19 protein-coding genes, 1 tRNA gene and 1 pseudogene are annotated in these 12,203 nt (G+C 60.0%); 11 read left to right on the forward strand and 10 right to left on the reverse strand.

The features are described 5' to 3' along the window. A partial coding sequence (locus tag NKH12_RS28170; protein WP_352956136.1) for an EAL domain-containing protein occupies positions 1–684 on the forward strand: 684 nt, incomplete at its 5' end. Positions 685–887: 203 nt separating this feature from the next. Here NKH12_RS28170 and NKH12_RS28175 read toward each other — a convergent pair. The 7 genes from NKH12_RS28175 to NKH12_RS28205 all read right to left on the reverse strand — a co-directional run bounded on the left by NKH12_RS28175 (position 888) and on the right by NKH12_RS28205 (position 3,411). Further along, on the reverse strand, positions 888–1,217 hold the full coding sequence (locus tag NKH12_RS28175) for a GYD domain-containing protein (RefSeq protein WP_352956137.1): 330 nt from the start codon (positions 1,215–1,217) through the stop codon (positions 888–890). A 248-nt stretch (positions 1,218–1,465) separates the two neighbouring features. Continuing rightward, positions 1,466–1,651 (reverse strand): hypothetical protein, encoded by a 186-nt coding sequence (locus NKH12_RS28180; protein WP_352956138.1) that lies wholly within the window; start codon positions 1,649–1,651, stop codon positions 1,466–1,468. 114 nt (positions 1,652–1,765) lie between these two features. Then, positions 1,766–2,185 (reverse strand): helix-turn-helix domain-containing protein, encoded by a 420-nt coding sequence (locus NKH12_RS28185; RefSeq protein ID WP_352956139.1) that lies wholly within the window; start codon positions 2,183–2,185, stop codon positions 1,766–1,768. Beyond that, the gene (locus tag NKH12_RS28190; RefSeq protein WP_352956140.1) at positions 2,185–2,481 is read right to left on the reverse strand and encodes a type II toxin-antitoxin system HigB family toxin; all 297 of its coding nucleotides are present in this window, start codon (positions 2,479–2,481) and stop codon (positions 2,185–2,187) included. The genes NKH12_RS28185 and NKH12_RS28190 overlap by 1 nt, the downstream gene beginning before the upstream one ends. A 156-nt stretch (positions 2,482–2,637) precedes the next feature. Next, positions 2,638–2,847, reverse strand: a complete 210-nt coding sequence (locus tag NKH12_RS28195; protein WP_352956141.1) for a hypothetical protein — start codon at positions 2,845–2,847, stop codon at positions 2,638–2,640. Positions 2,848–2,995: 148 nt separating this feature from the next. Next, positions 2,996–3,178, reverse strand: coding sequence for a DUF3606 domain-containing protein (locus NKH12_RS28200; protein WP_352956142.1), 183 nt, complete (start codon positions 3,176–3,178; stop codon positions 2,996–2,998). Positions 3,179–3,337: 159 nt separating this feature from the next. Further along, a tRNA-Gln gene (locus tag NKH12_RS28205) sits at positions 3,338–3,411 on the reverse strand. 125 nt (positions 3,412–3,536) lie between these two features. Between NKH12_RS28205 and NKH12_RS28210 the strand changes: the two genes are divergently transcribed. Next, positions 3,537–3,923, forward strand: coding sequence for an ester cyclase (locus tag NKH12_RS28210; protein WP_352956143.1), 387 nt, complete (start codon positions 3,537–3,539; stop codon positions 3,921–3,923). Here NKH12_RS28210 and NKH12_RS28215 read toward each other — a convergent pair. Further along, positions 3,904–4,299, reverse strand: coding sequence for a hypothetical protein (locus tag NKH12_RS28215; RefSeq protein ID WP_352956144.1), 396 nt, complete (start codon positions 4,297–4,299; stop codon positions 3,904–3,906). The two genes, NKH12_RS28210 and NKH12_RS28215, sit on opposite strands and share 20 nt — an antisense overlap. A 928-nt stretch (positions 4,300–5,227) precedes the next feature. Beyond that, positions 5,228–5,701, reverse strand: a complete 474-nt coding sequence (locus NKH12_RS28220) for an Lrp/AsnC family transcriptional regulator (protein WP_352956145.1) — start codon at positions 5,699–5,701, stop codon at positions 5,228–5,230. 159 nt (positions 5,702–5,860) lie between these two features. Between NKH12_RS28220 and NKH12_RS28225 the strand changes: the two genes are divergently transcribed. Together NKH12_RS28225 and NKH12_RS28230 are read left to right on the forward strand one after the other, a co-directional pair. Beyond that, the gene (locus NKH12_RS28225; RefSeq protein WP_352956146.1) at positions 5,861–6,607 is read left to right on the forward strand and encodes a tryptophan 2,3-dioxygenase family protein; all 747 of its coding nucleotides are present in this window, start codon (positions 5,861–5,863) and stop codon (positions 6,605–6,607) included. A gap of 125 nt (positions 6,608–6,732) precedes the next feature. Further along, on the forward strand, positions 6,733–7,167 hold the full coding sequence (locus NKH12_RS28230; RefSeq protein ID WP_352956147.1) for a DoxX family protein: 435 nt from the start codon (positions 6,733–6,735) through the stop codon (positions 7,165–7,167). A gap of 52 nt (positions 7,168–7,219) precedes the next feature. On the opposite strand, the gene NKH12_RS28235 is transcribed toward NKH12_RS28230, so the two are convergent. Next, positions 7,220–7,525, reverse strand: a complete 306-nt coding sequence (locus tag NKH12_RS28235) for a hypothetical protein (RefSeq protein ID WP_352956148.1) — start codon at positions 7,523–7,525, stop codon at positions 7,220–7,222. Positions 7,526–8,047: 522 nt separating this feature from the next. Between NKH12_RS28235 and NKH12_RS28240 the strand changes: the two genes are divergently transcribed. The 7 genes and pseudogenes from NKH12_RS28240 (at position 8,048) to NKH12_RS28275 (ending at position 12,159) form a co-directional block, all read left to right on the forward strand. Further along, a complete protein-coding gene (locus NKH12_RS28240) occupies positions 8,048–8,431 on the forward strand; it encodes a hypothetical protein (RefSeq protein ID WP_352956149.1) in 384 nt (127 codons plus the stop codon). After that, on the forward strand, positions 8,428–8,844 hold the full coding sequence (locus tag NKH12_RS28245) for a hypothetical protein (RefSeq protein ID WP_352956150.1): 417 nt from the start codon (positions 8,428–8,430) through the stop codon (positions 8,842–8,844). The genes NKH12_RS28240 and NKH12_RS28245 overlap by 4 nt, the downstream gene beginning before the upstream one ends. Further along, positions 8,822–10,372, forward strand: a pseudogene (locus NKH12_RS30655) (terminase large subunit domain-containing protein). Before NKH12_RS28245 ends, NKH12_RS30655 begins: the two are co-directional and overlap by 23 nt. A gap of 271 nt (positions 10,373–10,643) precedes the next feature. Next, entirely contained in the window at positions 10,644–11,072 is a 429-nt protein-coding gene (locus NKH12_RS28260; protein ID WP_352956153.1) for a hypothetical protein, read from the forward strand. Beyond that, positions 11,069–11,458: a helix-turn-helix domain-containing protein gene (locus NKH12_RS28265; RefSeq protein ID WP_352956154.1), complete on the forward strand. Its 390-nt coding sequence runs from the start codon at positions 11,069–11,071 to the stop codon at positions 11,456–11,458. The genes NKH12_RS28260 and NKH12_RS28265 overlap by 4 nt, the downstream gene beginning before the upstream one ends. Beyond that, positions 11,458–11,859, forward strand: coding sequence for a hypothetical protein (locus NKH12_RS28270; RefSeq protein ID WP_352956155.1), 402 nt, complete (start codon positions 11,458–11,460; stop codon positions 11,857–11,859). Before NKH12_RS28265 ends, NKH12_RS28270 begins: the two co-directional genes overlap by 1 nt. Before the next feature lie 108 nt (positions 11,860–11,967). Next, positions 11,968–12,159 carry a hypothetical protein gene (locus NKH12_RS28275; protein WP_352956156.1) on the forward strand — a complete coding sequence of 64 codons (192 nt, stop codon included), beginning with the start codon at positions 11,968–11,970 and terminating at the stop codon, positions 12,157–12,159. Positions 12,160–12,203: the final 44 nt, after the last annotated feature.

Below are 12,203 nucleotides of genomic sequence, written 5' to 3' on the forward strand. Positions count from 1 at the left end.
GTCGAGGTCCTGGCGCGGCTCGCCGGGCGCAACGGGCGGTTGATCCCGCCGGGCGAGTTCATCCCGGCGGCGGAGCGGTTTGGCGTCGCGTCGCGGCTCGACCGCTGGATCATCAGGACGGCGCTGTCACTTCATGGTCCGGCGCTGAAGTCAGGGGCGCTGACGCTCGGCTTCAAGCTGTCGGCGCAGACGCTGAGCGATCCGCAGCTTTGGGATTTCGTCGACGCCGTCATCGATGAGACCGGGGCGCCGCATTCCGGCATCGGCTTCGAGATCACGGAAACCGCCGCGGTCACCAATTTCACTGCTGCCGAAGAGTTCGTCCGCAAGGCGCGCGAGCGGCGCTGCCGCGTCAGCCTCGACGATTTCGGGGCGGGCATGAGCTCGTTCGAATATCTCCGGCGCTTTCCCGTCGACGCGATCAAGATCGACGGTTCCTTCATCGAGCATATTGCGGAGAGCCGTTTCGACCGCGAAATCGTCTCAGCCATATCGGGCATCGCCAGAAGCCTCGGCTGCTCCGTGGTGGCGGAGAAGATCGAAGAGCAGGATGCGCTCGACATCCTCAGGGATATGGGCGTTGCCTTCGGCCAGGGATTTCTGCTGCACCAGCCGGAGCCGCTGCAAGCGATCGTTACACGGGCGAGCGCGCGAGCGGCTTTGCCGATGGGACGGCAAGCATAGCATCCGCTGGCCGGATGCGAGGCTGCAGGACGGCCAGCGATCCGTCACGCGCAAGATCGGATCTGCGTCGGTCGAAGGTGAGAAAGCTCCTTTGTTTTAGCCGCATTTGTGCGTCGCCAAGTGATTCCACTCGGCTGAAAAATGCCCTTAGCAGCGGCGAGAAAGTCCGGAAACAGTTCCGGCGCTCCCACTGCGCGAGTTGGTCAGGACTTTCCCGGCGGGCGATAGCGGACTGACTTCGCCTTACCAAGGGCTTGCATAGTCTCTTCGACGCTTAGGAGAACGGTGGTCTCGTACGAGCTGATCGCTCCTCCCGCACCAATGGCAAGCATGACAGATGCCATCGAAACGTTGTCTGGTGCCTCCCACAGATTCCAGCCATCGTGCTCTCCGAAGGCGTACCAGAACCCATGCAGCTTTCCGCCCACCGACTCGATGTAGGTGCGGGCTGCCTCGCGTCTATCCTCGGGGTTTTCGATCAGGCGCGCCCAGGTCTCAGGCGTATAGCTGAATCGTGAGAGATACATGGGCATGGTTCGCCTCCAGCGCTGCCGATCTCGCGGCTCGGCGTCAAGGGATCGAGGGGAATGGCGCCGAGCTTAACCGGCTTGGGTAGTTCGCCGGCTGACGAAATATGCTCTTAAGCTAATGTAAGAGCAACAGCTATAAATCCGCGTAAATCTGCGCTCCGAGGTCGATCAGGCCGACCTTAGGGGATGGGTTCCAAGCGTCTGGACATTTGCTGGCAGCCGATGCCTTGCCGCCCGCCGCACTTGTGGGCCTAATTCTTCCGCTTGACGGCGGACGGCATCGTCGTGCTCACCCAGCCTTGCGCCTCGCGCATAATCTTCAGCGCTTCATCCGGCGTCAGGCCGCACCTTCGGGCAAAATAGGTCGCCTCGTAGGCTTCCGCCGAAGAGACCGCAGAAATGCCGGACCGTTCCAGTTTCGACTTTTTCTTGGCCATGCCGGTTCACCGACTGTAAATCGATTAGTCAGCTAATGTACCACCTTTGTTTGCCAAGGGAAAATCCCGGTCGCGTCGACTAAGGCGTGCGGGTTGTTACACCGGGAGGGAAGTTTACCTTGCAGCCATGCGAACCTGGCGCCGTTCGGCCTTCTCATCACCTGAAAGGTGGTAAGGCTGGATAAGCACTTCCGCCGGAATGTGCCAATTCTTGTGGATCTGGTGCACCATATCCATGGTCAGCAAGCGCTTCCTGTTCAAAATTTCCGAGGCCCGCGAAGCCGAGCCGATGACTTCGGCAAGGGCCACTTGCTTCAGGCCAGCCATTTCCATATGAGCGCGAATGGCCGTGACAGGGTCCGGCGCCTCGACCGGATAATGCCTGGCCTCATAGGCTTCGATGAGATCGGCGAGCACATCGAAACGGTCGCTGTCGGGGGAACCGACCTCGGGCTCGTTGTCGAAATACCGGGTGATCTCAGCGATGGCCCAGTCATAGTCAGCTTCGGTTTTGAGGGGGCGAATGTTTTTCATCACACGGTTTCCGCATCTATCTTATCGTATTCGGCATGGGTGCCGACGAATTTGATCAGCACCCGCTTGTATGTGTAGCTGACATGAACGATGACCCGGTACTTGTTGCCAGCGATGTCGAAAATCGCGCGGTTGTCACTAACGAAGTCCACGTTCGCACCGAACTGATTCTTGATGTCAGCGGAGGTTTTCCATTCGACCTTGTCGACCGCCAGATACCAGGCGGTCAGCGGCCCCTTCGCCTGTGGGTGCCTGGTCCAGAAGGCAACAAGGGTCTTTTTGCTGACGATCTGCACGCCTTGATATAACAAGTTCCCAAAACGGGAACAAGGGGCGAGTTCCCAAAACGGGAAATTTCGCGTCCAGCAGAAACCGGGGTTGGCATCCCCGCAGATCGATGGGTCAGTTCGGAGCGCCAGCCGCCTCAGGCCCGGCGCTGGGCAGCGCAATCATCAGGAGGCCCAACTCTGCCGGGCCTCGGCCGAGCTTGTCTCGGAGCCTGTCTCGTTCAAGAGGCTGCAGATCGAAACGGCCTCATCGTGACACAGGCCGTTCAGCGCAAGCGCCGAAAACTGGGCCGGCAGATCGAGCTTGGCGTCCCACACCATCCATCTGCCGTTTGGCTCCATGACACATTCAAAGCGCAATGCACCGTCCGACATTCGACCCCCCAACGATTGCCCGCTAGGTGGTACCGCGTCAAAGTAAACGAGTTATTGCGTTCCTGAAACCTAGCGTTGAATCCGGCCGATAGCGCCGGCACGCCGGAAACCCGCGGTGATGATCCGGGTCGACGCCGCGGGATGCGGATCAGGCGTTGCGGCTCGCCATATGCGCGTCGAGCTTCTTTCTCGAGGGCCCGTACCGCTTGATGATGGTCGCGGCCTCGCTCGGCGGTATGCCGTATTTTTTCGCAAAAGCCGCAACGTCGTAAGGCTCCTCGCCGGAGGCCGGTTTGCGGTCCTGCTTGCTCTTGGATTTGCCGTCGGCCATGTCGTCCTCCGTCACATCCGGTCGTTATAGGGTGCCTTGGTCCGGCCGACCATCGTTACCAGTCGGAAAAGGCAGGCACACCGGTCCACCCGGGCATTGCTGCGCGTTGCAGCAGTCTGATCGGATCAAGACCGATCGGTTGCCCGGCTGGGGAGCTGCTGGTTCCCGCTCATGGGCTCGAACCACGATTCACGCCTTCAAAGGGCGCTGTCCTACCATTAGACGAAGCGGGAGCAGAGGAAGTGAACGCTGTCTAACACTTTCTCATCCGTGCATGAAGCCGCTTCATGCCGTCATCTGCCTGAGCACGAGACACGCCCTTTTCAGCAGGGCCTTGTAGAAGATAGGAGCAATCGCCGTGATTAAAACCGACCTCTCCGACGTCTACCGACACTACATCGCCTGCCTGAACAAGCGGGACTGGCCGAAGCTGGGACAGTTCGTTCATGATGAGGTGATCCACAACGGCCGGCGGCTGGGGTTATCAGGTTATCTGGAAATGCTGGAGGGAGACTTTGCTGAGATTCCGGACCTTCATTTCAACGTTCAGGTGCTGATTTCCGATCCGCCCTATATAGCGAGCCGGCTAGGGTTCGACTGTACGCCGAAAGAAAGGTTCCTTGGCCTGCCTGTAAACGGGAGGAGAGTTTCCTTTGCCGAGAATGTTATCTATGAATTTCGTGACAAAAAGATTGTACAAGTATGGTCAGTTATAGACAAGGCGGCTATCGAAGCTCAGCTTTAGCTCGATAGATTCTCGCGTAGCAGTCTTCACCCTGCTGGCCTGATAGTCCCGAGCCTAGACTCGGGTTATCGCCAACAGCCACGCCAGAAGTTCCAGCAACAATGCGGAGCGCAAGCGCGCGGTGCATCACATCGATGGTTCCGGAAGGGTTTTTATCGACAAAGTCCTGGAGCAGCTGCTCTGGATCGAAGCGGAACGTAAAGGCGTAGTACGGCCACAACATGATCACGACCAGCAGCCCGATCAGGAAAAGCAGCGCCAGCGCCAGCCAGTCCCACAGCCCCAGCCCATCCAGGAGAGCTCTGCCGCCGAGGAGAGAACTCACGAACGCGGTTGCAAAGATCAGATTGCCGGCTCGCGTATTGAGGCTCTCCACCACGTTCTGCTGATGCAGGAGACCCCGCACCGCCTCGGCATAAACGAAGGCCAGGCGGGGTCAGATGCCGCAGCGGGCTGGGGGTGGTTTTCTCCCACCGATGAAGAATGCTCGGCCATGAGGTGTCGTTCCACGTTCCGATATGAACCACGATATGAACAATGGCAGCTGCCTGTCTACTGCCGGTCAAGAACCCCGGCCTTGACGCCTGAACACACCGCCCCAGATTACGCGGCGGAGTTTCAGATATGCGATACGACTGGCAGGGGCGCAAATTCCTGGAACGGCATTTCGGCATTGTTATCGCAATTGGCCTGGTTGCAGGGCTGTCGGCCCTCGCCGCGCTGGGCTACACGCCTTAGAGACTGTTTGGAAATTCTACTCTGGCGGCCATCTGATGGCGTTTTCTGCGCTTCCGGTGCTCACGGACCAGCGCATGACCCCGGAAACCGATTTCGGTTTCCGGAAAGGATCATGCGTAAATGCAAAGTGTTAGAGCGTCCTTTGCGCGTCCAATTGGACGCGCAGCGCTCTAATGTCCGCTGCGCGCCGGTTCTCGAAACCACCACCATATGACTCGCCAGAGCGAATTTCGAAACAGTCTCTTAAGCCTCGGATTTAGCACCCAAATCCCTAATGCAAGCGAAAAGCAACGGTGCGACGCAACCAGACCGGCGCCACGTGCATTTCAATGCATGACGATGTTTCGCCCCGATATCCCTGCAAAATGCTGCGCTTACTGCGGCGGGCGAGATCATGGCTACGAGGACTGCCCGAAGCGGAAAGTTGACGCCGAACAGCAGAAGGAGCCGGATGTCGATCCAGCCCCGAGCCCGGCATTCGCGGATAGACAAGCCCGACCAAACCGCAGCCTGAACCATCCCGCTGATTGGCTCCAAATCGAATGAACCCGACCGCTGCCGAGCGCCTATCGCTTCTGCTGCGTATGCCCAACGGCTTTGGCGAAAGAAATGTCACCCTTGATCTCGCGCATGGCCATAGAGGTGATCGTGCGGCGCACGCCGGGCAGGCGGCTGAGCTCGACGCGCAGCATCCTGTCCAGCGCCATCATGTCGACCGTCACGATCTGCAGGAGATAGTCGGCGTCGCCTGTCGTGGCGTGGCAGCGCCGGATCAGCGGGTGTGCCTGGACTGCGGCCTCGAAGGCTTCGGAAAGCTCGAAATCGATCGACACCTGGATGAAGGCTTCGATGCCGAAGCCGAGTTTTGCCGGGTCGATGCGCGTCGAGTAGCCGCGGATAATGCCGGCATCCTCCAGCGCCTTGACCCGCTTCCAGCATGGCGTCTTGCTTAAGCCGACCTCGTCGGCGAGCACTGCGAAGGAGGTACGCGCGTCGCGTTCCAGCGCTGCGACGATCTTCCGGTCAAGGGCATCCAGCATCAAACGTTCTCCAAGACGGCTCCTGAGTGGAAGTTCGTCCTTCAGTTCTCGCTATTTGAATAACAGAAGGGAACAATGTTCAAGCCAAAAGCGCTTATTCTTCAGGCTTGGACCGAACAGACGCCCTGAGCCGACGGGCCGGGCAAAGGAGCAGCTGCCATGCACAAGCCGGACTATTACGCCCGCATCGAAGCGCCTGAGATGCGCGACTACGGCGTCTACCTCAGGTGCGACAAGCTTCTCGCCTGTCAGAAGCCGCTGGCCGAGATGGTGAATGCCGACGAGCTGCAGTTCCAGATCGTGCACCAGGTCGAGGAGCTGTGGATGAAGCTCATCATCTACACGCTGGTCGATGTCGTCGATTTCCTCGAACAGCAGAACACGCATCGCGTCGTCACGCTGATGGGGCGCGTGCATCGGCTGATCCGCATGATGACGGCGCAGCTCGACCTGCTCGAAACCATGTCGCCCAAGGAATACCAGGAGATTCGGCTGCAGCTCGGCAATGGCAGCGGCCAGGAATCGCCGGGCTTCAAGCTCTTGCTGCGCATGCCGCCGGACCTGTGGCGGGCCTTCAAGGCGTCCTACCTCGATGGTCGCGGGCTCTCGGTCGAGGATGTCTACGATCTCAGCTATGATCACGGCGACAGCTATGTCGTCGCCGAGGCGCTGATCGAATTCGACGAGCTGTTCCAGAAATTCCGCGCCAACCACCTCTACCTCATCCACCGTTCGATCGGGCTGGGCTCGAAATCCCTGAAGGGCCGGCCGGTCGAACTGCTGCAGGCCGGCGCCCTTCATCGCTTCTTCCCGGAGCTGTGGGACATACGCTGCGACATGACCGACCGCTGGGGCAGCCAGTACGGGACGGTGCGGGATTCGATCAGCCACCACGCGGCGGAGTAGATCTGGAACCAGGACCTGGGCGGCCTCGCCAGTTGCTGATCCAGCAGGTTCTCAAGGGATGATGTCGGGTTTGCGGCTGGTGTATCGTCCTTGGGGCGAAACCCGTCGCAACCCTGGAGGACATCATGTCGTTGGAAACCGCTCAATCATCCGTTCAAACGCCGTGGCAGACCGCGGCAATCCTCATTGGCCGCCTGATCTTCGCGGCCGTCTTCCTCATGGCGGTGAGCTTCAAATTCATCGACATGGGCGCTACCGCGGGCTACATCGCCGCCGCCGGATTTCCGTTCCCGCTGTTTCTGGCCTGGTGCGCGGCCCTGCTCGAAGTGGCGCTGGTGCTGTGCTTCCTGACCGGCGCTTTTTTCTCGCAGGCCGCTCTTGTCGCGGGCGCCTATGTGCTGTTCCTCGGCTTTGCCTTCCACGGCCCGTCGCACTGGGCCGGCAACCAGGCCGAATTCGGCTTCTTCGTCGATCATTTTACTTTCCTGGCCGGGCTGCTGTTTGCCGCCGTGCATGGGCCGGGCCGCGTGCTGACCTGGACGCCTGTATCGGCCAGCTGATCGTACCTCGGCTGGCAAGCGGCGTCCCGATACGGGGGAGGCAATCGCAACGTCACATCTGGTCGTTGTAGGGTTCCTTCATCTGGCCGACCATGCGCGCCAGTTTCGAGAATGACGGCATATCCGCCTCCGGCTGACACTGATTGGCCAGTTCGAGCAGCCGGATCGGGAAGTTGACGGCATCGCGGCTCGACGCCGACATGCCTTCGGACCGCTCCTCGCTGGTCTCGCTGGCTTCGGCCTTGCGCAAGGCGATATCTATCTCTTCGACCGTAAGCACGCCCTTGCGGACAAGGACCTGATTGATCGATGCGATGGCCATCAGCAGGCCTTCGAGTTGCAGATTGGCGACATTCATGGCTTTGCTCCCATTGGCAAAATTGCAAACGCGCGAACGCCGGTTCCGATCCGGACAGCTGCACCATATCGCGGCGCACGGCCGAATTTTAGTCCGGCCCGCGAGATTTCGCTTGCTTTGTGCCGGCAGCTATGCTAGGAATATAGTCATGGTGCTGATTTGCGCCAACGACCCGCCCGCCGAGGCGGGTTTTTTGTTTCAAGCCCATTCGAATGTTCGCTGCCTGTGTTGCCGACATCAAATGTCGGCGGGACAGCGCCCCCTCTGTCCTGCCGGACATCTCCCCCACTTGGGGGAGATCGGCAGCTTTGACCATACCACCCATCCTGCAACGTCGGAGATTGGCGAAAACGAAGGTGGCATCAATCCCCCCCAAAGTGGGGGAGATGGCCGGCAGGACAGAGGGGGCGCGAAGAAACGCGGCCTTGCGATCATCGAGCTAAGTCACCGCCTTTCACCACAAAGTCTCACCATCAATTCCTCAGCACGCGGCGATGTCGTGTGCCTGCCAGGATACCCCCAATGTCCAACCGTTATGCCACCATCATCACCGACGATGACGGCCGCGAGGTGGTCAGCGCCATTGGCGAGTTCGAGGGCGCGCCCGATGCGCGCCACGGCCGGGTCGAGCCGGTCGCGGCCGGCGTGCGGATCGGCATGGTCCGGGGCGTCGATGCGGCTGGCGGCTTCGGGTTTTCGCAAGCGGGCGTCAGCGGCACTGCGATGGATATTGTCCGGGCGAGGCTGAAAGCCTTGCCTGAGGCGGCGAAGCCCGGTGCGGCAAAGCGCAAACCAGAGGCCAAGCCCCGCGCCGGCAAGCGGGCCAAGTCACGCAAAAAGCCAATACGCAAGACAGCGGCGAAGCCCGATATCCAGGCGCCGCCAGGACTGCGGAGTAGAGCATGACGGAAGTCGCCGACAATCCGCCGGCCGCGGCGAAATCCGCGGCGGAACCCAGGCCCTCCGGTCAGCCGAAGCGAACGAAAAAGACGCTGGCCGATGGCTTTCTGGAAGCCATCCGCGCCGATTTCCGAGCACATGGCGCCGGCGTCATCGCCGAGGTTCGCACCGAAAAGCCCGACCAGTATCTGAAGATCGTGCTGTCGGTGCTGCCCAAGGATTTGCACGTCAACATCAACAGTCTGGATGCATTGAGCGATGACGAAATCAGGCAGCGCATCCGCGGCCTCGAAGCCGTCCTCCGGCCGTTCCTCGCAAAGCCGGGCCTCGCAAAGCCGGGCCTCGAAAAGCCGGGTCTCGGCCGCAAAGACCGAGTATCTGAGCCTGCTCAGGGAACTGGACCGCAGACGCCGCACTAACCAGCTTGCCGCCTATCGGCCCTATCTCAGGCAGGCCGAGTTCCATGCAGCGGGCGCGACCAACCGGGAGCGGCTGTTCATGGCCGGCAACCAGCTCGGCAAAACAAGGGCCGGCGGTGCGGAATGGGCGATGCACCTCACCGGCCGTTATCCCAAGTGGTGGCAAGGCAAGGTTTTCGACACCGCCGTGCGGCTGTGGGCGGCCGGCGTCACCGCCGAGGGCACGCGCGACAACCCGCAGCGCATCCTGATCGGCCCGCCGCAGCAGCCGGCGGCGTGGGGCACCGGCATGATCCCGGCCGACGCTATTGTCAGCACCATCATGGGGCGCGGCGCGCCGCACGGGCTGGACAGCGTCGTGGTGCGCCATGGCGGCGGCGGCGATGTGCAGGCCGATGAATCGGTGCTGTCGTTCAAAAGTTTTGAGAAGGGCCGCGAGAAATGGCAGGGCGAGACGCTGCACGGCGTCTGGTTCGACGAGGAACCGCCGCTCGACATCTATTCCGAAGGCCTGACCCGCACCAACGCGACCGGCGGCATCACCATCGTCACCTTCACGCCGCTGCTCGGCATGTCGGATGTGGTGTTGTTGTTCCTGTCGGCAGGGGAGGTGGAGGGGATGGGGAGGGGGTGAGATGGGATGGAGTTTTCCCTCACCGGTCGCGTTCCTTCGCGCCCCCCTCTGTCCTGCCATCGGAAAAGTCCTTGGCCGAACAACACCATACGCCCTGCGTCTCCCAAAACCATTCAACACAGCGAGGGCGCATCGATGTCCCGTCACGTCACCTTCATGACCATCGACGATGCCGGGCATTATTCGCCCGAGCAGCGCGCGGCGATCGTGGCCGCATATCCGGCGCATGAGCGCGAGGCGCGGGCCAAAGGCATTCCGGTGCTGGGCTCCGGCCGTATCTTTCCGATCGCCGAAGAGCTGATCGCCTGCGAGCCGTTCCGCCTGCCGCGCTACTGGCCGCGGCTCGGCGGGCTCGATTTCGGCTGGGATCATCCGTCGGCCGCGGTCGAGCTCGCCTGGGACACGGAGGCCGACGTCGTCTATGTCACCAAAGCCTGCCGGGCGTCGCAGCAGACTCCCGCCATGCAGGCGCTGACCCTGAAACCGTGGGGCGAATGGCTGCCCTGGGCATGGCCGCGCGACGGCCGCCGCGAAACGCTGGAAGGTGCGGGCGTGGCGCTCGCCAAACAATACGCCGCGCATGGGCTGAATATGCTTTCCAGCCATGCGCAGTTCGCCGACGGCTCAGTCTCGGTCGAGGCCGGGCTGATGGAGATGCTCGACCGCATGCAGAGCGGCCGGTTGAAGGTGTTCTCGACGCTTTTGCCCTGGTTCGAGGAGTTCCGGCTCTATCACCGCAAGGATGGCCAGGTGGTGAAACTGCGCGACGACCTGATGGCGGCGACCCGCTATGGCGTGATGATGCTGCGGGAAGCGGTGGTGGATCCGGCGGAGTTCAGGGCAGCGCGCAAACGGCCGGCGGGGCAGAGCGATCCGCTGGGGGCGTTCAGGTGAAGGATTCAATCTGAGCCAATATCGGCGAACTTTGGGTGGCGTTTCAGTTTGAAATTTGGAACCATGCCAGTCGTCAACGGTTCGTCCTTCTGCCTCGTTGATTCGTGTTTGCAGCTCTTCTTCTTTATTTTTTGACTTGATTCTTATTGTGGATGGTCCATTCTTAACCTATATGTTAATTTCTCACGCGATAGCATCGGCCAAGCTGAACGGCAAACTCGTTTCAGCGAAGCCCATCACGCAATGGTCCGGGGAGCCACGAGCCTTTCTCATGTGCAAGCCTCTGAGCGATGCAATCAGTCAGGGACGTGTCTCGACCGAGGAAGGGGAGCGCAAGGTCTGGGCTGCGTTGGAGGCGGCTATAAGCCATTTCATCGAGGGCGGCCTAGTGACGGATGACTTGATGAAACAACTTCTCCCGCGCAAATACGAGCATTGGGAGTTGCGTAGCCGTAAGCCAAGGCCGTCCCTGCGTGTGTTCGGACGCTTTGCGATGCCAGATGTATTCGTCGGCACGCACGTTGAACGCCGGGACAGGTTAGGTGCTAAATGGTCGCCTCAGTGGGAACATCAAAAGCTGGTTTGTGAGGATCACTGGAACGAGGCAGGGCTGCCAGCCCCCTTCACGGACCAGCCCAGCTTTCTCTACGAAAGGTACATAACTTCGAATGCAAGACAGAAAATCAGGGTGCAGTTGTGACATACAGCTATGACGCGGCTCTGTTCGCCGAAAGAAACAAGAACCGAGTTTATGAGATCGTTATAAATGCGCTGGAACAGGCAGCAGAGGAACGCGGTCTTACTAGGAAAGAGATCGCGGAAAAGATCGGTAGGAGCCAGCCGCTGATTAGCCGATGGCTTTCCGGCCCGTCTAATTGGACGCTGGATACAATCAGCGACCTACTTTTCGCCATCGACGCAGAGATGGACTACGAAGTCGTATTAAACAGGGATAGGGCCAAATCTAACATCTTCCATAAAGAGTCCTCCCTACCGCATTCCCCCAGACTAAGGACGGCAAACCCGACAATATCGGACTCAAACTCTACCACCACGTTTATCACAATACCTTCTGGGTCCCGATAGTGAAAAAAACTATAAAGTTCTCCAATGCGTCTCTTTGCGAGTATGTCGCCAAGGGTGCTGGCAATAAACACACTCTCGTTAACGTATTCGGGGGGGATGTTATAGTATCTGAGATGCCTGCTCAAATGATGTTTGGGATCTATATCGAGTTGATGCCGGAGCCAATATTGACGCCCGTCGTTACAGTTGAGATAATTCTTGACAAATCTGTGATTGCTACTCTTCCCGTTGATGTCAGTGGAGCGGTCGAAGGAAGGCCGCTGAACGTAGTTATTCAGAGTTTGACGTTTCAGATTGAAAACGACATCACCCTTGAAGTGGTCGCCTCTGCGCCAGGCCGAGGAAGAACGACGATGTTGTCAAAGAGATTGTACAAAGGCGTTATCCCCCAACTATCGTGATCCCCAGCGCTTCTCAGTAGTTTCTTTGCGATCTCGGCGCCGCTCCAGCGTCATGTTCTCGGCGCGCTTCCCACTTTCGCGCCAAGCGCCTTTGCAGCGGGCCTGCCTATGACCGTCCGCATCATTCCCGCCACGCTGCGCGATCTCAGCTACATCGCCGCCAATCTGCGCACCGAAGACCGGGCCGAGATCGACTGCCAGCTTGACCATTGGTCGCCGGCGTTGCTGGCGCTGACGGCGCTGCAGGGGTGTAAGCGCTGTTCTCAGGCCACGGCCCTGAGTTCGGGAGCCGGGATGTAGGCCCAGGGCAGCAGGTCGTCGATCTGGCTGTTCGGGTGGCCATT

Source organism: Mesorhizobium sp. M1322, assembly GCF_040318085.1.
Taxonomy (GTDB): Bacteria; Pseudomonadota; Alphaproteobacteria; order Rhizobiales; family Rhizobiaceae; genus Mesorhizobium.